This is a genomic window from Pseudomonas sp. DWP2-2 (assembly GCF_049897065.1).
Taxonomy (GTDB): Bacteria; Pseudomonadota; Gammaproteobacteria; order Pseudomonadales; family Pseudomonadaceae; genus Aquipseudomonas; species Aquipseudomonas paracarnis.
This window is the reverse complement of sequence record NZ_JAFCVN010000012.1, coordinates 1-21,116: the sequence shown is the minus strand read 5'-3', so window position 1 is coordinate 21,116 and position 21,116 is coordinate 1. Positions and strand designations below refer to the sequence as shown.

The window sequence follows — 21,116 nt, the reverse complement described above, 5'->3', positions numbered from 1 at the left end:
GTTTCTGAAGTGTTAACGGGAGAGTTTTAAACCTAACAAAACTGTTACCGAACAAGCCAGTCCTTCTTATCAAAGAAGCTCTTCTTGATCAATCTTCGAATTTCCAAAACCTGCGGATTACGTATCAGTTTCGATTTGATAACAAGATAGACATCTTTCTCCTCCAGGTCGTCCAAGAAACCCGGCACGGGTAGGATATTTCTCTCCAATTTTCGGCTGTAGTCGGGCAGTACTCCAATACACGCACCACCAACGACAAGGCCTCGTGATAGGTTGTAGCTCTTGACCCGAGTGGTACCGCCCTGATGCTCAGCCATTATCGATGCCCACTTTCGTGAGCCCGCCAAGATCTCTTCATCCCAAGGGACAACGAGCATGAAGTTGTGCAAGTCCAAGCTCTCTACTGGAAGGGTGACGCTCCTTGAGTAGCGGCTGGAAATGAACAGCGCGTGCCCAATCCGGCCGAGCCGTTCAAACCTATACGTAGGATGGCGATCAAACGCGCACTCATCATCTGGGCTCACGAAAGCGATACCCACATCGACCTCACACTCAGAAAGCATCTGCGCTGTGCACTCTGAATGGATTTCCAGCTGCATTTCGGCATGATCGCGCACGTAGGCGACTAGATCGCGGTTCACGATGTCGCTCAGTACTGGCTCTGTGATCGCGATGGTAAGCTTCGGGACCTCCTTTTCACCGGACTTGCCCAGGCCTTCAGGGCCGAAGAGTTGGCACAGGTACTGGCTGCCCCTCTCGCCTGTCCGGGTCAGAGCAAGCTTGTTGTGCTTGTAGACAAACACGGGAGCACCAATGTGCTCTTCCAGTTTCTCCAAGCGTTTGCGAAGGCCTACCACTGGCACATTGAGCCCTCGGGCCGCCTGTTTGAAACTGGCACAACGTGCTGTTGCGAAAAACTCTACGGCCAGCTGATCATCAATTGGCAGATCATCCAATATGTCAGGACTGTAAGGAACAACGCTGCTTGTATATGTTTCATTTTGTGTAACCATTCGATCCCCCTTCATTCGGGGAATCTAGCTCAATGTCGTCTGACATTTCCTTATCTTGACAACATTGTAATGCACAGGTCATGCGTGCGTTATTGGCAGGCCTTTATTTCAAAAGCGTAATCCTCAGGCAATCCCTTTGATATTGTAGCGTGCTAGCCTAGTGCGCCAACTCATTACTTATCATATATAGATTCGGCTAATTACGCATTTACATTTAGTTCACTATTTTTTCACCTTTGCCTCCATAGGCTTTGGGCATGGAAAATCAAAACCCACCTCTTATTACCTTACTAATTCGTTATCTGGGGATCGGCTTCATAGCAACGGGAATCCATTACGTGGTGTTCCTAGTGCTGGTTACGACAGAATTCGCTACTCCGTTGCTGGCCAGTATCTCTGGCGGCATGGTTGGCGCAATCGCAAGCTTTATTGGAAATAGGGCGCTCTGTTTTGTGGCAGATGGCTCTCGTAAGTTTCAGCCTGTCAGGTTTGCACTGGTCGCGTTAGCCACAAACTTCGGCAATGGCGTGGGTATGTGGTTCCTCATCAAGTCGAATCTGTCACCGCTCATCTCCCAAATCGTAGTGACCTTAAGCCTCACTGCACTTGGATTCATTGCACATCGTTTTTGGACATTCAATCATGCAGACATTACATCGCTTTCCCGAGCGCCCTGATCCCTTGTTAACCATCGTGGTCCCTTGTTTCCAGGAAGAGGAAACCATCCCCGAGTTCCACCAGCGCATCACCCGCGTGGTGAAGCGCTTGCCCGTCTCCTGCGAAATCCTCTATGTCGACGATGGCAGTAATGACCGGACGGCCGACATTCTTCGCCACTATCAGGATGGGTCATCTGTACGTTGCCTGTCCCTGAGTCGCAACTTCGGCAAAGAGGCTGCACTGAGCGCCGGGATAGACCATGCCCGTGGCAGTGCGCTGATCTTCATTGATGTCGACCTGCAGGACCCACCAGAGCTCATCGCGGCCATGGTGGACTACTGGCAACGCGGCTACGACGTGGTGAACATGCAGCGCAACCTGAGAATCGGTGATTCGTGGTTCAAGCGCATGAGTGCCCGGGCTTACTACTGGGTCATGCAGCGCCTGGTGGAGAAGGTGGACATGCCGGCCGATGTCAGCGATTTCCGATTGATTGGGCCTGCGCCGCTGGCAGCCCTGCGGGCCCTGGATGAACGCTCCAGGATTCTCAAAGGAATGATCGGCTGGGTAGGCTTTCGTACCATCGAACTGCCCTACAATCGCACTGTTCGCCATGCCGGGAGCACCAAATGGAATGCAGCTGGCCTGTTCAATCTGGCCATCGAGAGCATCGTCAGCTTCTCTCGCAAACCACTGCGCATTTTCAGCCTCATCAGTTTCGGTCTTTTCGTCTCCAGCATCTGCTACATGCTTGCGTCGCTTGTGGCAGGCAGTTTCGACATCCATCACCTGATCGTCGGAATGGCTTCATTCATGTGCGTTGGTGTCGCCATGGTGGGGGAGTACCTGGGCGTGACACTCGCGGAAGTGAAGCGCCGGCCTCTCTATTTCCTGAAGCACAGCAACAAGGCAGATCCCGTGTCACTCCACCCTTCGATGGCTTCGATCGAGGGTAAGAAATGCTGAACCTGAAGAAGGAGAGGACGCTGTGGTGGATCCTGGGTTCGATTTTGCTATTGCGTTTGGTGGGGCTGGGCATCTACCCGCTGATGGACACATCTGAGGCCCGCTACGCTGAAATGGCTCGCAAGATGGTCGAGTTGAATGATTGGATCACGCCCATGTTCGACTACGGGGTACCGTTCTGGGGCAAGCCTCCGTTGTCCTTCTGGACCCAGGCCGCGAGCATGACGGTCTTCGGCGTTAACGAGTTCGCTGCGCGCTTCCCAGCGTGGCTACTCCACCTGGCAAGCTGTTTCATCATCATCAAACTCGGCACGCAGCAGATTTCTCGTAACGCCGGCATCTGGGCTGCCATTATTTTTTCCAGCACCACACTTGGCCTGGTCTCCAGCGGTGTTGTGCTGACTGACCCTGTTTTGTCGTTTTCGATTCTGCTGGCCAGCTACGGTTTCTGGCGTTGGATGAAGTACGCCAGCAAGGCGGATGCCTACCTGATGTTCGCAGGTCTCGGGCTGGGCTTGCTTGCCAAAGGGCCGCTGACCCTGGTGCTTATGGGGGCGCCGGCATTTGCCTGGTTCGTTATCTACAAGGAATGGGGACGGGTACTGAGGCTTCCCTGGATTAGCGGCCTTGTACTCATGTTCGGTATATCCGTGCCATGGTATGTCGCGGCCGAGATGAAAACGCCCGGCTTCATGGAGTACTTCTTCGTTGGTGAGCACTGGAGCCGCTACGTCGTCAGTAACTGGGCAGGGGACCTCTATGGTAGTGCTCATGCCAAGCCGTACGGCAGCATCTGGATCCAGCTCGGATTGTCGCTACTGCCATGGGCCTTGTTTCTACCACTGTTGATCCGCAAGCGTGGATCGATGCAGCGCTTCGAAGCCTACCTCTGGCTGTGGGCCTTGGCGACACCGGTCTTCTTCACATTTGCAGGCAACATTCTGTGGACCTACCTGCTACCCGCGCTGCCAGCGTGGGCATTGCTGCTGTCTGCACGGGTCAGCGAAGTTGGCCCGAAGACCACCTGGGCTGCCGCTGCGAGCGCATTGGTGTTGCCAATCATCGGTGCGGGCATCATCTACGCCGGGGTACTAGAGGAGCGCCCTCAAAATCAGCGAGATGTGGTTCAAGCCTGGCTCAATGTGCAGTCTGCTCATTCCGCTCCCTTGATCTATCCTGGCCGCCGCTCATACTCGTCGGAGTTTTACAGCAGCGGGAAGTCCGAGAACATCAAGGATCCTGCCAAGTGGCCGCGGGATGGCTCGTTCTACCTGTCCAGGCGCTTGAGAGATAGCAAGGATGGAATGCCTGTTGATCTGGCTTGCACAGCGATCACGGAAGCGAACGCTAGCCAGCTCCTGCTGTGCCATTGGAAACGCACCGAACAAGGTGCCGAGGGTCTGGCTGGAGAAAGCAATGTGGGAACGCTTCGCAAGAACGAAGGCTAAATTCCATGCACAAAAAAGCCAGGTTTTACCCTGGCTTTTTTGTCGATTGCTTTCGTCATTTGAAGTCCTATTTAACCGCCGATTAATTGTCGGCTTGTTCCTTACCATCCTTGCTTTCTTTCTTTTGCTCTTGAGCGACTTGTTGTTTGTTCTGGTCCGAAGAGTCATCGCTCCATAGGCGAGCCTGTTCGGTTCGGAAGTTCTCGTTGAACTGTTTCGCTCGCTCGAAGCCGCCTTCAGCGTAAGCGGTACCCATGAGACCCAGCAGCAGGCTGCCAATAGCGATAGATTTGACAAATTTCATTGTGAACCTCGGTTCATACTAGGCCTGCCTGATTAGCGGCCTTTGTTGGTTTGTAGTTTAGGAACGCGAAGCTAACGACAAGGTGAGTCAATAATTACAATTCCGTAATTTTGGCTGCAGATAGGATGCGTTAAATCTTCAAATCTGGAAGGATCATGTCTATCTCGGCACTGTCGAGGGCGACTTCGAATTTTCTCTTAAATTACAATTTTGATATCTAGCGCGTTAATTCAGCGCGGCGTTGTTGGCCGCCCTAGGAGATAGCCATGAATGACATAGAGCCCTGGGCAGTTGCTATCGGTGACTTTCGCCGCTGCACTGAAAAACTCACTGTCCAGCTCGATGAGCTGACCTCGCAGACGCGCACCTCCAGCGCTGTTCTGGAGAGGTCGAACGAACTGGTGGAGCAGGTGGACGCTGTCGGCCGGCAAATTCAGGAGGAGGTGCGAAAGGCGGAGAAGGCTTGGTCGAACGCGGAAGAGGTTGCCTTGCGCGCGGCTGCTTCAGCGTATTCAGCTGCATGCCGCGGAGTCGACACCGCCATCCAGCCACTGATCTCGGAGCTTACAGCAGCGACAAAGGCTGCGGATGCCTCTATCCAGGAGCTCAAGCGGGCTCCGGTGCTGGCCAAGCGTTATGTGATGGTGGTCGCGACGGCGTTCTTCATTCTGGCGCTGATCTGTGTCTACTCGACCATGCGCCTGATCGATGCCGCCGGCAGCGTAAGTGCTCAAGAGAAAGTGAATGCTCAGTACTTCTCCCACCTGTGGAAGAACGCCAATCCTGACGAACAGAAGATCATCAAATCGGTGATTCTGCGGTCGCCCATGGACCCTGTGGTCCTTCGGCACTGATGCACTGAGGCAAACAAAAGGCCCGTCGATTGACGGGCCTAATCGTGTCTGCGCAATTTAAGCGGCGGTCATTGCCGGCTGCATTTGCTGGGCTGCGGGAAAGTGAAGGTGGAACCAGGTGAAGTTTTCTTCGGTCACCTCCACGCTCGCCGACCCTTGGTGCAGGCTCATGATCGACTGCACAATGGCCAGGCCAAGACCGGTACCGCCTTCACTCCGTGCTCGGCTCTTGTCCACGCGGTAAAAACGCTCAAACAAGTGCGCGTGGTGTTCCTTGGCAATACCGCGGCCGGGGTTACCGACACTCAGCGTCGTACCGCTCGCACTATGCTGCACCTTCACGTAGACGGTGCGGCCGCGGGGGCAGTAGCGAATCGCATTTGACACGAGGTTCGAGACAGCCCGCTGAACCATCAGACGGTTCCCGCGTACCACATCATCACTGCCAGAGATCTGCAGCTGGATCTCACCTTCCTCTGCCGAAATGCTGAAGAGGTCGCACACGCGCTGAACCTCGTCGACCAGGGACACGGGTTCGAACTCCACCATGGATGCTGGATGACTGACCTGGGCCAAGAACAGCATGTCGGAAACCATGCGGCTCATGCGGTCCAGCTCTTCTGTGCACGACTCCAGAACCTCCCGGTACTCGGAAAGCGATCGTTCTCTGGTCAAGGCAACCTGGGCCTTGCCCATCAGGTTGGAAAGCGGTGCTCGAAGTTCGTGAGCAAGGTCGTCAGAAAACTGCGAGAGCTGCTGAACCCCATCATCCAGGCGAGCCAGCATGATGTTGATGCCGTCGGCGAGCATTTTGAGTTCTGCCGGCATCCCATCAGTTGGAAGGCGATGGTCGAGGCTCTCGGTTGAGATCTTCGAGGCGATCTTGAGGAACTTGGTCAGTGGTAGCAGGCCTCTGCGCACAGTCCACCAGCCAATGGCCAAGATCAGTGCAAGGATGACGGGGGACATCATCAAGGCCCAGGTCAGCAACGCATCGAGTAGCGCCTCACTGGATGACTGGTCCATGGTCATATAGACGCTGACCTCTGTTCCATCGCCCAAACGCATGATTCGAGAAGCACTCAGCAGAGGACGGTCCTGCGTATCACGCCATTCGTGCTCTTTGGGCTGGGCCGCCGGCTGAAACTTGTGCACCTCCAGATTGACCTGTTTCGAGCCAATCGAGAGCAGGGGAGTCTGATTCTGTGAGGTATCGAATATGCTCACATACAGGTTGTTGTGGCCCATGACCAAATCGACAAGCTGATGCGCATCCGCGTTGACGCCGGAGATGTCCGGGATGGTGGACAGGTTGTGAGCCATCCCCGCCATCTTTACTTCCAGGTCTGCTCTGGCATTTCTTTCCAGAGCCTTGCCTACCATCAGATAGCCAAAGGTGGCGAACAGAAGCAGCAACGCTGCGCTCATCAACCCAACTTTTAACCCCAGCTTTGCAGCCAGGCTGAATGGCCTCATGCGCGTTCCTCAAAAACGTACCCAACGCCACGAAGCGTGTGAATGAGCTTGGTTTCAAACGGGTCATCGATCTTCGAGCGCAAGCGCCGGATGGCTACATCGATGACATTGGTGTCGCAATCGAAATTCATATCCCAGACCAACGAGATGATCTGAGAGCGAGTCAGCGCTTCGCCCGTTCGGCTCATGAGCAGGTGCAGAAGCGCAAATTCCTTGGTGGTGAGATCGATGCGTGTGCCACCGCGGAAGACGCGATGGCGGACGGAGTCGAGTTCCAGGTCGGCAATTTTCAGCGAGCTCTTCTCGACTAACTCATCACCACGGCGTTGCAGCGAACGGATGCGAGCAAGCAGCTCAGGGAATTCGAATGGCTTCACAAGGTAGTCATCCGCGCCGCCGTCCAAGCCCTTGAGCTTGTCATTGATGCGTCCGCGGGCGGTCAGCATGATGATGCGGACCCGGCTGGTCTTACGGATGGTTTCCAGCAGGTCCCAGCCGTCGATACCCGGGAGGTTCACGTCCAGGAGGACCAACGAATAGACATTAGTGTTGAACAAGTGCAGAGCATCTACACCGTTGTGCACGATATCTACGACATACCCGCTTTCGGATAGGCCCTGCTGAAGATATTCGGCAGTTTTAATTTCGTCTTCCACAACTAGAACGCGCATAACTTATCTCAAGGTGTGAGGAAGGAGTTGGCCTAATCCGCCAAGATTATGGTTGCAGGCTGTTCGAAAGTTTGGCTGAGGGTATGGCATGTGGTAGTCGCTACCTCTGTCCATACGCCGGGTCACCTGAGGACGCTTGAATCTTAACGCGAAGAAGCTGGCCGCGGCGAAATCCTACAAATTTGTAATGTAGCCGCAAGATTTCTGACAGTCATGCAGGCTCCACCCCTAAGCATAGCGGATTCTGGGGCCTGCGGCGGTGTATGACAGATTCGCCTGGCAGGTGGAATCGGCCAGGGCAGGCAGCATTTCGGTCGTTAGCTTGCAAGGACTGGTACTGGCCTTGGATCGAGGGCGCCACGCAGGCAGACCCCATGCACGGCCGCAAACCGCAGCGCTTTTCTGCAAATTAGTTCACGTGGCGGCTCGATATTCTCTCGAATAATTATCTTACAATCTATTACATGTCCAAATTGTAATTGCGCGATCATCTTGGTGTTAGCCTCCTTTGCTAGTTTAAGGGCAGCGGAAGAGGCATCGCTGCTTTGGAAATTGTCTCATTTCAAAGCAGCTTGGCAAGAGCATCGAGCAGTTGTTCGCGCCAGTGCATTCACCTGTAAACCATACGCTCCTTTGGTAGGTGAATTTTAGCGCCCCCCTACGGGCGCTTTTTTATTAAGGGACTTCTTATGAACACTACTGTATCAGCGATCGCCGTGTTTATGCTCTTTACATCACTAACAGCCAATGCCCAAAGCGGTATGGAGATCAATCAACGCATCGAGCGTTCTGCTAGGGAGGCTACTGCGGATTATGCTCAACGCGTAAAAAAGCCCATGCCTCAACTAGAAGACTACGCCTACGGCATGGACCTGGACGTTGGTAAGTTGGTGTATGTATCACCCAGCGTGCGGTACTGCGGTAATGTAAGAAGCATGATGACCTACGAAGACTCGAAAGGCGAACTGCACATGGTTCGCTACCTAGTGAAGGGCGAGTGTGTTAATAGCCGTTAAGGCTCATCAAGATGATCCCTGCGGCCACCGGATCATAGAAGCTCAATGCCGAACCGGCGCAGCAGTATGGCGAAGCCTCCGAAGCTGGCCATTGTGATGAGGATGCTGCTGATCAGTGTCGGCCAAAAGCCGAGCTTAGGTAGCAGCAATGGAAAAGCAATAAACATCGGCAGGGTAGGAAGCACGTACCAGAACGTGTACCAAGCATGGTTGGAGATCTTCTCCATGCTCTGGTTCTCTAAATAGAGCCAGACCAACGTCAAGACCGTGACCAAGGGTAGGGCGGCGACCAAGCCGCCCAGCTTGTCGCTGCGTTTCGCCAGCTCTGACACGAGAATCACTATACCGGCAGTGAGTAGGTACTTCGTGATGATCCAGGCCATCGCTGAGCCTTCTGGAGGTTGTTGACGAGGGCAGGCGAAGCCATTCACCAACCCCCCTCGAAGCGCTCCTGCCGTTTACGGCATCCCTCACCGCATTTTTTTGCAACATCACCCTCAGCCAGGAGGGTGATGTGTTTGCATGGTGTTTACCGATCGGTCAGTGCGAGGGCGAGGGAACGCTCTCGTGGAAAGCTGCCCGCTCGATCTGGATGGTGCAGTGATGGATTTCGAATGCATCGCTGACAGCATCCACGACGGCCGCCAGCACAGCATCCCCATCTGCAGAATCCCGAACCACTACGTGCGACGTCATCACGTTGCTGCCACTGCTGACAGCCCACACGTGCAAGTCATGAACGTCCGTCACGCCATCTACGCCGAGGATGGTGGCCTCGATTGCCGTAACGTCGAGCCCCCTCGGGACACCCTCCATGAGGATCCCCAGGCTTTCGCGAAGCAACTGCCACGTCCGCGGCAGAACCCAAAGGCCGATTGCCACAGCGACAATCGTGTCGACCCAGGTCCAGCCGGTGAAGCGGATGATAAGTGCCGCGATGATTACGCCAAGCGAGCCGAGCATGTCGCTCCAAACTTCGAGGTAGGCTCCTTTGACGTTGAGGCTTTCGTTGCTCGCAGATGCCAGAAGGCGCATCGAAATTAGGTTGATGATCAGGCCGGCGATTGCGATCCACATCATCGCTCCGGTAGCGATCTCCGCCGGCATGAAGAAGCGCTGGTAGGCCTCATACAAAATGTACATCGCCACCAGGAAGAGCAGCACTGCGTTGAACGTCGAAGCCAGAATTTCCAGGCGCGCATAGCCGAAGGTTCTTTTCTGATCCGCCGGCCGCTTGGCTATCTGAAGTGCAATCAGTGAGATCGCCAAGGCGGCAGTATCTGTGAACATGTGAGATGCGTCCGACAGCAGCGCCAGGCTGCCGGTAATCCACGCACCGATCACTTCTGCAATCATGAAGCTGCCAGTCAAGACGAGCGCCATGATTAGCTTCTTCTGATGCCCCTCGCGTACTGCAGCGCTGCCATGGTCATGATTTGAACCCACGTATTTCTCCTTGCGCAAGGTTGTGGTCTCGTTGGCCTTCCTGTCTGCCTAGCGTTAGAGCGTCGCTTGGCCACACTGACTGCAAAATTTTGCTCCTGCGCTCAGCAACGAGCCGCAGGCGGTGCAACCACTCGATAGTGGTGTACCGCAGTTTAGACAAAAGCGTGCTGACGGATCGTTGGCCGTCCGGCACTGCCTGCAGCCCTGCAGATCTTTGATGGGGGCTGGAGTGGCAGGGCGCCCTCCGTCATACACCTGATTGCCGCCGTCGCAGCCCTGCTGCCGGCCATGGCGATCATATTGCTCGGCCCCATGTCCCCCGCTGTGGTGCTTGCCGCCACCGTGGTTTCCACGGCCATGGTGCCCGCCCAGGATATTTTTGAAAAAGCTCATGGTATTCGCCCCTCATTGATGGGTGACATATTAACGAGCAAAAGTTGAAAAGAATGTTCTGCTCGCGAGAAAGACTTGTAAGTTGAAGTGAAAGTTCAAAATTAGCCTACGTCAAAACGAAACCGTTTTGTTTGTGAAATTAAATTTATCTAGCTGAGCGGCGCATTTTTTTTGGTGGGTGGTATTCCCCTAATTTTGATCATAGCGTGATCAACGACAATCAAAACAGCAGTTATTGGATTTCTGTCAGCATTGTAATCCCGAGGTCATCGTGTCGTTATCAGGTCCCGGAAATAATGCGCTCAGCGAGATTCATTTCTCTTTTTATCCCTATGCCTCACACATACTAAGCGTCTCCAACGCCTAGGGGCCTAAGGCCTCTGGCGCTCCGCACATTGCGCAATCGCTCAGCATCTGTCGACGGCTTGCCTTGTAGCTCCCGCTAACTCCATAGCTACCGCCATGGATAAGCAGCTTCCAGAGTTTGATAATGACACCTTCCAAATCCATTGTTCACACCCTGTTAAGCAAATGGATCTTTGCTATTCGCAATGCGCGGCAGATAGGCATCAGTACTAATTTGCTAATCGGCCTGGTAACTTTTTGGTTACTGCTATTCGCGAACGCTGAGCTCTGGAACGTGCTCTGGAAGCTGGTATTCAAAACCGATGAAGTGAACTGGCTGCTAGCGGCTAGCCTCCCAGTCATAGTATTCGCATGGGTGTTTACCGTGCTGAGCTTGCTGTCATGGGGGCGGCTGGCCAAACCCTTGCTGTGTCTGGTGCTGATCAGCGCGTCATTCGCGAGTTACTTCATGAATGCCTACGGCATCGTGGTCGATTACACAATGTTCACCAACGTTGTGGAGACCGACGTCGCTGAGGCAACCGAGCTGTTGAGTTGGAAGCTCGGTCTTTGGGTCGCAATGGTTGGGGTGTTGCCCGTCTACCTGATCACCCGGGTTCCCCTCCGGCGCAAGCCTTGGGCCAAAGCTTTGGTCAGCAGGGTCATTGCTCTGTCGCTCGCTCTGTTGACCTTGTCTGGCATCGCGTTGAGTCAGTACCAGTCGTATGCCTCCTTGCTGCGCAACAATCGGGAGATCCGGCTGATCCTGGTACCTACTAACTTGTTTGCGGCTGGCCATGGGTACCTGAAGCGACAGCTGGCCACACCTAAAACGCTAACGGCCATTGGTACTGATGCGGTAGTTAATCGACAGGGTGCGGCTCGTAAACCCAGGCTGCTGGTACTGGCAGTAGGAGAGACCGCTCGCTCCGCCAACTTCTCCCTCAACGGCTACTCCCGTGAAACGAATCCGGAACTAGAAAAGCGAAATGTCATCAGCTTCACGAACGTGAGCTCCTGCGGTACCGCTACCGCGGTCTCGCTGCCATGCATGTTCTTGGACGTGGGTAAGGCCCAGTACAAAGATGGCTTGGCCAAGAGCCGAGAAGGGCTGCTCGACGTGCTTCAACGCGCTGGCATTAGTGTCATGTGGACTGACAACAACTCGGGGTGCAAAGGGGTCTGCGACAGGGTTCCCAACCACAAGGCTGCCTCTCACGCGGATTCCCAACTGTGCACCAGCGAGGAGTGTAAGGACGGGGTGCTGCTCACGGAGATGCAAGACTTCATCAAGCGCCAGGAAGGCGATGCTGTCCTGGTGCTCCACTACAAAGGCAGTCACGGCCCGGCCTACTACAAGCGCTACCCCTCGCAATTCAAGAAATTCGCACCGGTGTGCGAGACCAACGAGCTCGACAAATGTAAGCAGGAGGAGGTGGTCAATGCCTACGACAACTCAATCCTCTACACCGATTATGTGACTGCAAATCTCATCGATATCCTGGCGGCCAACACCAAGTTCGACACTGCGCTGATGTACGTTTCGGACCACGGCGAATCGCTGGGGGAGGGTGGGCTCTATCTGCACGGGCTGCCTTACGCGATGGCTCCTGACGAGCAAACAAAGGTGCCGTTGGTACTTTGGATGTCTGACTCGCTCGCGAAGAGCGAAAAGGTCAACGTGGGTTGTTTGAAAGCTCAAACCACGTCACCGCTGAGCCACGACAACCTGTTCCACACCGTGCTCGGCATGATGAACGTCCAGACGTCTTCGTATCGCTCAGCGCTGGATTTCACAGCCCCTTGCAAGCCCTTGGCCGGAGGCTCTTATTCTGGCCTCTGAATGTTCGATGTGGACCGGATCATCGGCCAGGCGGTTCTGCACCAGCCTGCTTTGACAGCTGAGAGAAGCTGGACTAATTACATAGCTGCATTCAACAACCCAAGCGGAAAAGGAAGTTTTGCATGAGCATCAAGCCAGGCCCAAAGCGCACCAATGAAGATGGCACTCCGGACAAAAGGCAGCGAGTCACCCCTGAAAAGCAGAAGGACCATCCGGACCTGAAACCCCACAAGCACAAAAAGGGGGAGTAAGAAAAAAGCAGCTCTCGGGAGCTGCTTTTTTGTTTGGGCTGTGTGCAAACCTTCCTGACTGTCTCGCTGATCAATCGGACCCAGGCGTGAGTCTTCTGCTTTGCGTGATCGGTTGGGGCTGTTCGAAGTCACTCCAAGCTGGTCACTTGTCGGGCGCGACTCACAAGCAGCTTAGATCGGCTTGATTGCCGCCTCGCTTTGGCTAGTTTGGAATCTATGGCTATCCATCGGTTGCTGGGGGCTGCATGCGTTTGCGGGGAGATGTTTATTGGAGCTGGGCAGATCCTACGCTTCATCACCGGACCCACGAAGAGATCCTGAATGACGGATCTTATCTCGACGTGCAGGTAAGGCTTTCACGGATAGGCGCAACGCAGCTGTTTATCGGTGTGTACGCGTCGTCGGGAACCGCTCTGTATGAGGAAGCGTTCGACACCAGGCCGAACGAATCAATGACGAGCGCGTTGGCCTGGGGAGTCGCCAGGGCGCGTGCCGTAGCTGCGTTGTAAACCACTTTTTTCAACTGTAAACCACTGTGGTTTACAGTGAAAAAAAGTGGTTTACAGCAGGGCTCCTCAGGCTTGAGGCATCTCCAGCAGATCGCCCAGTTCCTCCCGGGCCATCTTCACTCTATCCATTCTGCGATAAGGATGATCAACCGGCATCCGGATAAGGGATTCGAACCAAGCCGAATCGAATTTGATGACTTCCTTGTGAATGTGCTCAAGCTCACCTCTGCGAGGCTGTGACACCACAAACTCCATGCTTTCAACCAACCCTGACGCTTCACTGTCTTTGACGATTCGATGGCGGATGAAACTCATCTTGAGATCAAAATATGCCGCCTTCGAACCAGGCACCTTCTTCGATTCCAGCCGACCAGTGCTGCTGATTTCCGCCCCCGGAACCTCAGAGGCAATAGCTTTCACCAGTTCAGCATTTCCACTGACCTTCTGGCCAAACAGGCGGGTGGCGTCCGACATGTAAGCAAAGATCCATGGCACATTGCGAAGCGTCGCGCCGGTATAGAGGTAGCCACGCTCTCCCTTGTAACGCTGCAGCATGCCTCTCAACGCGTTCTCGGAAAGGACCAGTTGGGTCTCTTTCTCCAGGATGTAAACCACGCGATCGAACTGTTCGATCAACAGCTTGAGAATCTTCCGCGGGATGCCGTCAAACCTGGTTTTCCGCTCAGTTTTCTTGTGCTGGCGAGGCTGGAAGTACGGGCAATCGTTACGGGCCTCACTATCAAATGGAGCGATGCCGCGAATGCTCTTAGTAGCATGCTTCCCGAATGGGCTCTTCACGTTAGGTGGTAGCTCATACAGCCCAACTAGCTGGACAGGGTTGTCGCATGCCGGGCATACAGCAAACTGAGCTAGCTTGCCCGCACTTCCAGGCTGGTACCACGGATCTCTGCGGAAGGTCTCGGCCTCGAAACCTTCCTTGTCGATGATCTTGCTTTCTGTGTCTTCGATGCGGAGCTTATAGACATCCATCTTTGCTGAGACCGTTTCAATAGAGGGTCTCTTGATGGTAACGAGCGAGGATAGGCAGCAGTAGGCCTAACTGACCCTTTTGACGGTCACCCACTGGTTTGAGGCCCGACCAAAGCATGCCTGATCGTCCTGGGCGGGCCCTAAAGGCCAGATCACTTTGATCTGAGTAGCCATTGGCATGGAAGTGACCACTACATTCCATGATCATGACCGGTAAAGAACGGCTATGGATTCACACAATGGAGACTACAATGGCAAGCCTACGCTCCGTCCTGGAGGTAGCATGCTGAACGCGAAAGTCAGAGGCGCTTGTAGGAGTCAGCGATGAAAATAACCGGAAGAGTCGAAGTCGAGACCGTTATAGACGTCGTGTGCGATGTATGCCGTTGCTCCACCCGCTTGGATACTGGCGGGAATCAGTTCGGCGCCCTACAAGCACACTGGGGCTATGGTACTGCCCATGATGGGGAGCGCTATGAACTGCACCTGTGTGAGGATTGCTTCTTCCAAACATTGGCTTACCTCAAGCAGGAGCGGCGGACTCAAAATCTGTTCAGCGAGGATGGCCAGGATTTCACAGATGATCTTGGTCTGGTCGCAAAGGATGATTATTTCGGTGACGCCGGGAGCCGATAGCTTCGTTGACGCATGGAAATCCTGACGACAAAGGTGATCGCGCCCGCTTGAAGATACGCGGACACCATCTCCCTTAATGCTGGAGTTCGGAAGGTGACTTGACCGGTAGCTTACAGATCACTCAGCTACGCAGCGCTTTGGGATACGCAGCTTGACGCAGCGATTAGTCGAATCGACGGGTCAGTAAGAGGGGGAGTGATCCAGTGAAGCACAAGCGCAGTCAGGAGGCTTGCGATGGTGTTCACTGAGATTGAGACGAGAGCATTCCGCATTTTGGAGAGTCCATTTTTTGAAGTGGACCTCTATTTAATGCGCATAAACTGTGTGTCACCACCACCCGCAGAAAATTTCGTCACGCCCCAGAATAGGAATTCGCATTCGGGGCGCACCACGATTTATCTCGTGCCAGAAGCCGCCTGCGGTGCAATCAGTTGGCGAGCCAAGACTCGACTACCTCAGCGCCATACTCGTTTTTCCAGGCCTTGAGCGTACGCTGATTACCACCCTTGGTCTCAACAACCTCACCGCTGTGTGGATTTTTGTACACCTTCACTTCGCGCGGTTTCCGAGAGGTTTTTGGGGCCATATCAGCGGAAGCCACCGCTTGCGGATCGAGGATCAGCACCACCTGGCGCAGGCCGTAGCCATACTCGTTGAGCAAACTGCGCAGCTTCGTTTCAAATTCCATTTCCTGCTTCAAGGCAGAGTCATTTTTCAGCGCTTCCAGCTCTGCCAGTTGGGCTGCGAGCTGTTGTTCGAGCAGGCGGAATTCAGCGAGACGGGACATAAGATTCTCCAAAATGGGTTCGATGATTTTAGCAATCAAGAAAGAAAGCGTGCTAACTATCTTGATCCCACATGCCTGAATCGGCAATCACGAGGCTGAGCGATCGGTGTGGATAAAAACGTGATGGCTTCAGGATCGTCGATCTGGGCGGCTTCACTTGCGAGGTAATCGATCAGCTTTTTGCTTCTCACCCAAACGTACTGCCGGCAAGCCGCGTTTGGAATGGATGGCCCCGCAACGGGGCGAAACCTGGCCTCCCAAAGGTGCTTGAACGCCTCCCTCGTCGACTTCCCCAAATACACCGCAATCTCCGGTCCCAAAATATAGCCACGCCTGAATCTGTCGATCGCTTGAGGCTTCACCATCAATTGTGTACGCCGGCCTCGTTCAACAGCAGTGCTCCATAGCAGACCAAGCCGAACGAACGCGTATGCGCATTGTTCTTTGACGCCTAACAGCGCAGCGGCCTTGACTACCGACAGGCCGGGAAAGACCGGACTCTTTTTCTCAGCTCGGGCTTGTTGCCACGCTGCAAAATCTTGCGGCTTGAGTAACCACGCACCTACCGCAACCGAGCCATTCTCAGCTGGGCTGTAAGCGCGAAGATCACCTGCACGGATTGCCTGAACCAATTCGACCAATCCACCGCCCTTGGGCAGGGAATGCTTGGCCAAATGATTGATCGTCACCAGATCCTGGTCAGTGCTGGTGGAGAGCTTTTCATCTAGCAATTCGTTGATAGAGTGGCTGTCAATAAGCCACCTTTCGCCTGGCCGTGGTTCTCCACCGAAGGACTTCAGGATACCGACAGCCAGCAACTGCCTAACACGTTTGTGACAGAGGTTTAGCAAATTCACGGTTTGCTTCATATCAACCGCATCCGGGATTTGCTGCGAGATCTCTTTTAGCTGCTCCAGATCCACCACCGTAAACACACGGTGTTCATGTGTCATCTCCCGATAGGCGAGCTCTCCATGATGGTGAAGGCGTTTTACAACTGATGCGCCTAGGCCACAGGCTTCCGCTGCAGTAGCGAAGGACACCCAGCGGTGCCTCTCTACCGCTTCTTCGCTCAAGTTACGATTTCGCTTGGCTAACGGCGCCTCCCAAGCATGCTGCAGAAATGATTCGAACTCTCGACGGAGAAAGTCAAAACAAGGGTCATTCAGATCACGATGGATATCATGATATATAGGGCCAAACGCCCTGCTGAGCTTCCAGCGTCCGCTTTCGGCATAGGCCTCCTTCAAGCCACTGAGCATTTCTCTGAATGCCAGAGGCCAGTTCATCAGAACCTCACCTGCAGCATTCGCCATGAGCCGCGAGATCTCTAGAGAACCCGAATCAGCAACCTTCAGAGGCTTGGTGCTTTCCGTTGGGACACTTCTTACGGCGAGGCGTGATGACAACTCGTGAAACTGATCGTAGGAGAGAGCACCCAATCCCGCGTCGGCTGGCAACGAGTCAGCGTACAACCTCTTTTCAAAGCCAGAGGTGAGCCAGGCGGCTGAATCACTCGCCGGCGCGATCGCAAAATTGGTCCCACACAATGAGGTGCCACACGCTTGGCAACTATTCGCACTCATCGCGCTTGGGTCGGTTTCCTTCAGACAGTTGGGGCACCGCCCCTGGAGTTCAGTGCCGTGGACAGAGCACGTCGTAACCAGGGTCAAGCCCCAGCTTTCTCTCCAATAACCGGCTTCGCCCAAACAGATCGGACAGTAACGTGCGTGATGAGTCGTCCATAGCTTGACCCCTTTAGGCTTAGGATCACGAATCTCAGCAGCAACTGTTGGCCAGCTCAAAGGACCTTCGATCATCTGCAGCCAGTCAGCAACCTCGGGCTCGCCTGCACGTGCAAAAGCTGTGAGCAGTTCCTTTCTGGGTAATCCGTTGGCTTTCGCCAGGCGCTGCAGGTACCCCAAAAGACTTTCGTCGTGGTGTGGTCGTGGGTTGATTAAAAGACCAAACATTCCTACACATCCATGAAATCGAAGACATAAAAATCAGGGGAGTAGAGCCGGGCCGATAAGCCCGGCCCTTGGCCGTCAGGTATTGCTCTCTTCGAACGTCTCAAACGGCTCCCGCTTCCCGAACAGAGGCTGGAAATTGAAGCTCGCACTGAAGGGGTTTCGCTCCTCGGTGGCGTAGCTCCAAACCTCGTCCTCAAAAGCCTGGGCAAGCACCGGAAGTTCAATCCCGGCAAGGTCCTGGACTTGAACCAGCCAAACAGCCCTGTCCACAATCTTTATGAGGTAGTCGATCAATCCATAGGAAGCCAGGTAGAAGCGTTTAATCATCGCTGGCTCAACAAAACTGATGGTTTGAACAGGCAGTTCGCCTTCGATTGCCTGCAACAACATCACGAAATGAAGAGACGCATTAGCGGAGAAGGTGAAGCGATCGTATGCCACCGTGGCCGAAAACCTGCGTCGCAGTTGCTCGTTTGCTAGCAGGAGATTTTCGGTGCGCTTCAGCCCAATCAGAACAAAAGCGATACTGGTTTCATTCATCAGACTCTTGATCCAGTCTGCTGCCTCATACGCACCGTTACGACGATAATCGACCAGATGCTGCGCCTCATCGAGGACCAACATCTCCACGCCAAGGTTCTTCAGCAGCAGGACTACACGTGCAAATTTAACCTCAGCCGAATGTCCTCGTGCCTCAGCGAAGGGGTCCTTCAACTCCGCCAAAATGGCTGCTGCCAGGTTCTTCTTCGTAGGTGACGAAGGCATCTCAACGAACAGAACTGCCCGCTTCTGTGGGTCATGGCTCTCCGATTCCTCCAGTGACCGAATGTACTCCTTGACCAATGTGCTCTTGCCCACACCGCTTGGACCTTGGATCAGCAACCCTTTACTTGCTCTGGTACGCCGACTATCGCCGTGGATATCGCCTAGTCGCGTCAACGCTCGCTCGACTTGAGGGCTGTGAATAAAACGATCGCGGAGCGTAAAGCTGTATTCACCATGCTCATAGCACTCATAAAGATCGATGGCGTTCATGGCTTAGAACTCCCAGCAGGGCGACGAACCGAAACCTTGAAGGCTGCTGGCGGAATGTTAGGAATAGAGTCACCGGTCCATTCCACTTCAGCGAGTACCTTGGGTGGAGGCGTGCTTTCGGTCACTCGACCCTCCTTGTCAATTTTCGCTATGGCAGCTGCGCGCCGTTTTCTGAGCGTCTGCGAACGGCGGGCCTCGTCTGCATCCTCCATAATTTCCTGGTAGCACCTGTGCGTAGCCTCGAAGCTAGGCTGCTCATTGTATTTTTCTCGAAGCGCTTTCTCGGCAGCCTTCCACACCTCCCTGCTCTTACCGGCCATTCGCTCATCTTTGGCGGGCACTTTGAAGAACAAGTTTCTGAAGCGGTCGTGAACCCAGACGTGCCCGGCTTCGTCTCGATAGCGGACGTTTACCTTTTCCCCGTCTGCCAAACGCATACGGAGTTCAGCAAGTTCCGTAGAGTGGTAGCCCACTTTGGCTACCTCAATGCCGTAATGGTGAACTTTCACCGAAGCGCGTTTGGCCAGGATGCACTCCAACGAGTCCAGGTCGACGGGAAGACTGATGACGTGGTTCGCCTCGCTAGTCCCCCAGACTTGAGCCGGCGTCCTATTAGCGAGCCCGCGATGGGGTGTCTGGTGGTAACCATCGACAATCCATTTCACTACCACCGCCTCCAGTTGCGGCAGCGTGAAACATGCATTTTTTTCCGAGTCGTAGTCGCCACGCTGTTGGATATTCGAGAACGTGGTGCCCGGGAGGTTGTGGATAAGCCCCAGGTTCTGTGTGCTGAAAAAGCGTTCGACGGCACCTTTCCTTTGGGGGGCCCTGGAAGCGGGATACATGATCTCGATACCCAACTCGTTGAACCCCATGATGAGATCACCCGCGTGAAATTCCGCCGCGTTGTCTGGGACGATGCGAGCTGGCAGCCCACGTGCCCACCATTCATTTCTCACTTTAGGAAAACGCTTCAGCAGTTCAGCCTTTGGACGGATTGAGCGTTCGATCACACGAAGCACGGTTTCCGTATTTGGCGCCGACAGGTGAAGCAGATATCCCATCACCATACGAGAGAAGCGGTCCAGGACGATCGTCAGATAGGGGCGCCCAATACACAACCCCGAGGTTTCATCCACAAGCTGTACGTCCAATAGCGTGTGATCAATCTCCCACCGTTCCAAAATCTCATGGACACGTAGGACACCCGCCGCAACGCGGTGCTTTTTGTCTGCTGCGTGTTTTCCAAGCCTCTCCTTATCCACAAGATACGGATCCAGCTTGGCGATGTACCTTCGGACAGTCATTCCGCTTGGGATCTTGAGCTGATCCGAGGGCAAACGACTTTTGTTCCTTTCTTTAATCTGGTCCTCAAATTCTGAAACGACCACGCTGACCGCAGGAAGCGTATCCTGCAGGTAGGTGCTATTAATCACCCCTTCGAGAATAACTTCGAGCTCGCCCTGTATCGCGGGAGCCCGGCCCTTTTTTGCATGCTGAGGGATCAGCTTTACTACGTTCTGACCAATGTATTTGGCTGCCCAACGTCGAATGGTGGAAACCGAGGGTGCGCACGCATCCCCAATCTTTTTGGCGATATCTCTAAGTGTCTTGATCATGTCTTCGTCACCCGGCAGCTTGTATTTACCGCGCTTAGTTAGGTCGTCCAGATACTTGCGTCGGCGCAATGCTTCATCCCCATGTTTTTTGGGGAAGCATGAGATGTCTGGAGGGATGTTCCGTACATACGGAACCTTCCCGAGATAAGGCTGATCAGCGGAGATCTCGATCTCGCGCTTCTCGTAGGCCTCATAGAACTCCTTCTCGGATAGCTTCGTGGGCTCACCAAGCTCATCGAAGAAGAGCAGCTTCCGGTCGATAAGCCTCTTCTCAAGCACCATCAGTACGCCACGAACGATGACGACCAATTTCACCCTAAGGGAAAAGGTTTGCATGACGGTGCCCCCCCTGCAGGAAGACCGGGGAGTCAGTGTCAATTGACCTATCAAGGTCAATGCCCACCACCCCAAGGCCTAACAAGCGCCAGGCTTTCCTCTCACCAACCACGCAGAGCAAATCTGCAACGGTCGTAGGCGGCCATTTGTTGAAGGCCACCATTACCTCCTCCAACGCCTGATGCGAAAGCTCTGGACCGCGCCGGTGATACATCAGCCTTCGAAGATTGGTAGCCAGGGGCTCAGCTTCAATTAACCTTTCAGTGACCACCGAAAAGTTACGAGCGGTGGCGTTGAAGTAGCGCTCAGCTGCATCCAGTCGCTGCCTGACACTGGCTATCTTCAGTCGTTCGTGAGGTTTCACTTCAAACCACCACTCGCGCCCATCCGCGAGGAAAACCTGTACGTCCGGGTAGTATTTGAAATGTAACCGTCCGGCCAGCACCCTCTCCTGACAGCCCTCCAAATTGGCCAAGATAGTGGACACCATTTTTTAGTGGACACTATCTTGGATACAGTTGCCCCAGCCCGTCGAGCCGGTCGCC

22 protein-coding genes are annotated in these 21,116 nt (G+C 54.2%); 9 read left to right on the top strand and 13 right to left on the bottom strand.

From position 1 onward, the window contains the following. Window positions 1–44 precede the first annotated feature (44 nt). Window positions 45–1,013: a LysR family transcriptional regulator gene (locus ACP7CZ_RS21885; protein WP_294190863.1), complete on the bottom strand. Its 969-nt coding sequence runs from the start codon at window positions 1,011–1,013 to the stop codon at window positions 45–47. Between the two features lie 257 nt (window positions 1,014–1,270). Between ACP7CZ_RS21885 and ACP7CZ_RS21880 the strand changes: the two genes are divergently transcribed. The 3 genes from ACP7CZ_RS21880 to ACP7CZ_RS21870 are packed head-to-tail and all read left to right on the top strand — an operon-like array spanning window position 1,271 to window position 4,087. After that, on the top strand, window positions 1,271–1,690 hold the full coding sequence (locus ACP7CZ_RS21880) for a GtrA family protein (protein ID WP_169912133.1): 420 nt from the start codon (window positions 1,271–1,273) through the stop codon (window positions 1,688–1,690). Beyond that, window positions 1,656–2,639, top strand: coding sequence for a glycosyltransferase family 2 protein (locus ACP7CZ_RS21875; protein WP_010951445.1), 984 nt, complete (start codon window positions 1,656–1,658; stop codon window positions 2,637–2,639). Before ACP7CZ_RS21880 ends, ACP7CZ_RS21875 begins: the two co-directional genes overlap by 35 nt. Continuing rightward, window positions 2,633–4,087: an ArnT family glycosyltransferase gene (locus tag ACP7CZ_RS21870; RefSeq protein WP_169912132.1), complete on the top strand. Its 1,455-nt coding sequence runs from the start codon at window positions 2,633–2,635 to the stop codon at window positions 4,085–4,087. Before ACP7CZ_RS21875 ends, ACP7CZ_RS21870 begins: the two co-directional genes overlap by 7 nt. A gap of 82 nt (window positions 4,088–4,169) precedes the next feature. Here ACP7CZ_RS21870 and ACP7CZ_RS21865 read toward each other — a convergent pair whose 3' ends face one another. Beyond that, a complete protein-coding gene (locus ACP7CZ_RS21865; protein ID WP_003253450.1) occupies window positions 4,170–4,391 on the bottom strand; it encodes a hypothetical protein in 222 nt (73 codons plus the stop codon). 266 nt (window positions 4,392–4,657) lie between these two features. Between ACP7CZ_RS21865 and ACP7CZ_RS21860 the strand changes: the two genes are divergently transcribed. Continuing rightward, the gene (locus ACP7CZ_RS21860) at window positions 4,658–5,245 is read left to right on the top strand and encodes a hypothetical protein (protein ID WP_010951442.1); all 588 of its coding nucleotides are present in this window, start codon (window positions 4,658–4,660) and stop codon (window positions 5,243–5,245) included. 57 nt (window positions 5,246–5,302) lie between these two features. Here ACP7CZ_RS21860 and ACP7CZ_RS21855 read toward each other — a convergent pair whose 3' ends face one another. Together ACP7CZ_RS21855 and ACP7CZ_RS21850 are read right to left on the bottom strand one after the other, a co-directional pair. Continuing rightward, complete coding sequence (locus ACP7CZ_RS21855) at window positions 5,303–6,721, bottom strand: heavy metal sensor histidine kinase (protein WP_009395888.1); 1,419 nt, start codon at window positions 6,719–6,721, stop codon at window positions 5,303–5,305. Further along, window positions 6,718–7,392: a heavy metal response regulator transcription factor gene (locus ACP7CZ_RS21850; protein ID WP_003253457.1), complete on the bottom strand. Its 675-nt coding sequence runs from the start codon at window positions 7,390–7,392 to the stop codon at window positions 6,718–6,720. Before ACP7CZ_RS21850 ends, ACP7CZ_RS21855 begins: the two co-directional genes overlap by 4 nt. A gap of 689 nt (window positions 7,393–8,081) precedes the next feature. On the opposite strand from ACP7CZ_RS21850, the gene ACP7CZ_RS21845 reads away from it, so the two are divergent. Further along, the gene (locus tag ACP7CZ_RS21845; protein ID WP_009395890.1) at window positions 8,082–8,408 is read left to right on the top strand and encodes a DUF2790 domain-containing protein; all 327 of its coding nucleotides are present in this window, start codon (window positions 8,082–8,084) and stop codon (window positions 8,406–8,408) included. Window positions 8,409–8,440: 32 nt separating this feature from the next. Here the strand turns inward: ACP7CZ_RS21845 and ACP7CZ_RS21840 are convergent, their stop codons facing one another. From ACP7CZ_RS21840 to ACP7CZ_RS21830, 3 genes are all read right to left on the bottom strand, one after another. Further along, complete coding sequence (locus ACP7CZ_RS21840) at window positions 8,441–8,791, bottom strand: DUF3147 family protein (RefSeq protein ID WP_009395891.1); 351 nt, start codon at window positions 8,789–8,791, stop codon at window positions 8,441–8,443. A gap of 157 nt (window positions 8,792–8,948) precedes the next feature. Beyond that, window positions 8,949–9,854: a cation diffusion facilitator family transporter gene (locus ACP7CZ_RS21835; RefSeq protein ID WP_216891573.1), complete on the bottom strand. Its 906-nt coding sequence runs from the start codon at window positions 9,852–9,854 to the stop codon at window positions 8,949–8,951. A gap of 54 nt (window positions 9,855–9,908) precedes the next feature. Further along, the gene (locus ACP7CZ_RS21830; protein WP_080604714.1) at window positions 9,909–10,247 is read right to left on the bottom strand and encodes a zinc ribbon domain-containing protein; all 339 of its coding nucleotides are present in this window, start codon (window positions 10,245–10,247) and stop codon (window positions 9,909–9,911) included. A 490-nt stretch (window positions 10,248–10,737) separates the two neighbouring features. Between ACP7CZ_RS21830 and ACP7CZ_RS21825 the strand changes: the two genes are divergently transcribed. From ACP7CZ_RS21825 to ACP7CZ_RS21815, 3 genes are all read left to right on the top strand, one after another. After that, entirely contained in the window at window positions 10,738–12,435 is a 1,698-nt protein-coding gene (locus ACP7CZ_RS21825) for a phosphoethanolamine transferase (RefSeq protein ID WP_169912131.1), read from the top strand. Between the two features lie 122 nt (window positions 12,436–12,557). After that, the gene (locus ACP7CZ_RS21820) at window positions 12,558–12,686 is read left to right on the top strand and encodes a hypothetical protein (RefSeq protein WP_003253468.1); all 129 of its coding nucleotides are present in this window, start codon (window positions 12,558–12,560) and stop codon (window positions 12,684–12,686) included. Between the two features lie 245 nt (window positions 12,687–12,931). Beyond that, window positions 12,932–13,195 (top strand): hypothetical protein, encoded by a 264-nt coding sequence (locus ACP7CZ_RS21815; RefSeq protein WP_223625446.1) that lies wholly within the window; start codon window positions 12,932–12,934, stop codon window positions 13,193–13,195. 66 nt (window positions 13,196–13,261) lie between these two features. Here the strand turns inward: ACP7CZ_RS21815 and ACP7CZ_RS21810 are convergent, their stop codons facing one another. Continuing rightward, a complete protein-coding gene (locus tag ACP7CZ_RS21810; protein ID WP_169912130.1) occupies window positions 13,262–14,185 on the bottom strand; it encodes a hypothetical protein in 924 nt (307 codons plus the stop codon). A 324-nt stretch (window positions 14,186–14,509) separates the two neighbouring features. Between ACP7CZ_RS21810 and ACP7CZ_RS21805 the strand changes: the two genes are divergently transcribed. Then, the gene (locus ACP7CZ_RS21805) at window positions 14,510–14,821 is read left to right on the top strand and encodes a hypothetical protein (protein WP_104833705.1); all 312 of its coding nucleotides are present in this window, start codon (window positions 14,510–14,512) and stop codon (window positions 14,819–14,821) included. Between the two features lie 427 nt (window positions 14,822–15,248). Here the strand turns inward: ACP7CZ_RS21805 and ACP7CZ_RS21800 are convergent, their stop codons facing one another. The 5 genes from ACP7CZ_RS21800 to ACP7CZ_RS21780 form a co-directional block, all read right to left on the bottom strand. Then, window positions 15,249–15,608 carry a histone-like nucleoid-structuring protein, MvaT/MvaU family gene (locus ACP7CZ_RS21800; protein ID WP_169912129.1) on the bottom strand — a complete coding sequence of 120 codons (360 nt, stop codon included), beginning with the start codon at window positions 15,606–15,608 and terminating at the stop codon, window positions 15,249–15,251. 56 nt (window positions 15,609–15,664) lie between these two features. Continuing rightward, complete coding sequence (locus ACP7CZ_RS21795; protein ID WP_169912128.1) at window positions 15,665–17,581, bottom strand: TniQ family protein; 1,917 nt, start codon at window positions 17,579–17,581, stop codon at window positions 15,665–15,667. 75 nt (window positions 17,582–17,656) lie between these two features. Then, the gene (locus ACP7CZ_RS21790; protein WP_169912127.1) at window positions 17,657–18,616 is read right to left on the bottom strand and encodes a TniB family NTP-binding protein; all 960 of its coding nucleotides are present in this window, start codon (window positions 18,614–18,616) and stop codon (window positions 17,657–17,659) included. Further along, complete coding sequence (locus ACP7CZ_RS21785) at window positions 18,613–20,571, bottom strand: DDE-type integrase/transposase/recombinase (protein WP_169912126.1); 1,959 nt, start codon at window positions 20,569–20,571, stop codon at window positions 18,613–18,615. The genes ACP7CZ_RS21790 and ACP7CZ_RS21785 overlap by 4 nt, the downstream gene beginning before the upstream one ends. After that, window positions 20,552–21,046, bottom strand: a complete 495-nt coding sequence (locus tag ACP7CZ_RS21780) for a TnsA endonuclease N-terminal domain-containing protein (protein ID WP_426175096.1) — start codon at window positions 21,044–21,046, stop codon at window positions 20,552–20,554. Before ACP7CZ_RS21780 ends, ACP7CZ_RS21785 begins: the two co-directional genes overlap by 20 nt. Window positions 21,047–21,116: the final 70 nt, after the last annotated feature.

Bases quoted from the DNA above. Each gene is read 5' to 3' on its own strand.
- ACP7CZ_RS21885 (WP_294190863.1), bottom strand. From the start codon at position 1,013: ATGGTTACACAAAATGAAACATATACAAGCAGCGTTGTTCCTTACAGT.
- ACP7CZ_RS21880 (WP_169912133.1), top strand. From the start codon at position 1,271: ATGGAAAATCAAAACCCACCTCTTATTACCTTACTAATTCGTTATCTG.
- ACP7CZ_RS21875 (WP_010951445.1), top strand. From the start codon at position 1,656: ATGCAGACATTACATCGCTTTCCCGAGCGCCCTGATCCCTTGTTAACC.
- ACP7CZ_RS21870 (WP_169912132.1), top strand. From the start codon at position 2,633: ATGCTGAACCTGAAGAAGGAGAGGACGCTGTGGTGGATCCTGGGTTCG.
- ACP7CZ_RS21865 (WP_003253450.1), bottom strand. From the start codon at position 4,391: ATGAAATTTGTCAAATCTATCGCTATTGGCAGCCTGCTGCTGGGTCTC.
- ACP7CZ_RS21860 (WP_010951442.1), top strand. From the start codon at position 4,658: ATGAATGACATAGAGCCCTGGGCAGTTGCTATCGGTGACTTTCGCCGC.
- ACP7CZ_RS21855 (WP_009395888.1), bottom strand. From the start codon at position 6,721: ATGAGGCCATTCAGCCTGGCTGCAAAGCTGGGGTTAAAAGTTGGGTTG.
- ACP7CZ_RS21850 (WP_003253457.1), bottom strand. From the start codon at position 7,392: ATGCGCGTTCTAGTTGTGGAAGACGAAATTAAAACTGCCGAATATCTT.
- ACP7CZ_RS21845 (WP_009395890.1), top strand. From the start codon at position 8,082: ATGAACACTACTGTATCAGCGATCGCCGTGTTTATGCTCTTTACATCA.
- ACP7CZ_RS21840 (WP_009395891.1), bottom strand. From the start codon at position 8,791: ATGGCCTGGATCATCACGAAGTACCTACTCACTGCCGGTATAGTGATT.
- ACP7CZ_RS21830 (WP_080604714.1), bottom strand. From the start codon at position 10,247: ATGAGCTTTTTCAAAAATATCCTGGGCGGGCACCATGGCCGTGGAAAC.
- ACP7CZ_RS21825 (WP_169912131.1), top strand. From the start codon at position 10,738: ATGACACCTTCCAAATCCATTGTTCACACCCTGTTAAGCAAATGGATC.
- ACP7CZ_RS21820 (WP_003253468.1), top strand. From the start codon at position 12,558: ATGAGCATCAAGCCAGGCCCAAAGCGCACCAATGAAGATGGCACTCCG.
- ACP7CZ_RS21815 (WP_223625446.1), top strand. From the start codon at position 12,932: ATGCGTTTGCGGGGAGATGTTTATTGGAGCTGGGCAGATCCTACGCTT.
- ACP7CZ_RS21810 (WP_169912130.1), bottom strand. From the start codon at position 14,185: ATGGATGTCTATAAGCTCCGCATCGAAGACACAGAAAGCAAGATCATC.
- ACP7CZ_RS21805 (WP_104833705.1), top strand. From the start codon at position 14,510: ATGAAAATAACCGGAAGAGTCGAAGTCGAGACCGTTATAGACGTCGTG.
- ACP7CZ_RS21800 (WP_169912129.1), bottom strand. From the start codon at position 15,608: ATGTCCCGTCTCGCTGAATTCCGCCTGCTCGAACAACAGCTCGCAGCC.
- ACP7CZ_RS21795 (WP_169912128.1), bottom strand. From the start codon at position 17,581: ATGTTTGGTCTTTTAATCAACCCACGACCACACCACGACGAAAGTCTT.
- ACP7CZ_RS21790 (WP_169912127.1), bottom strand. From the start codon at position 18,616: ATGAACGCCATCGATCTTTATGAGTGCTATGAGCATGGTGAATACAGC.
- ACP7CZ_RS21785 (WP_169912126.1), bottom strand. From the start codon at position 20,571: ATGCAAACCTTTTCCCTTAGGGTGAAATTGGTCGTCATCGTTCGTGGC.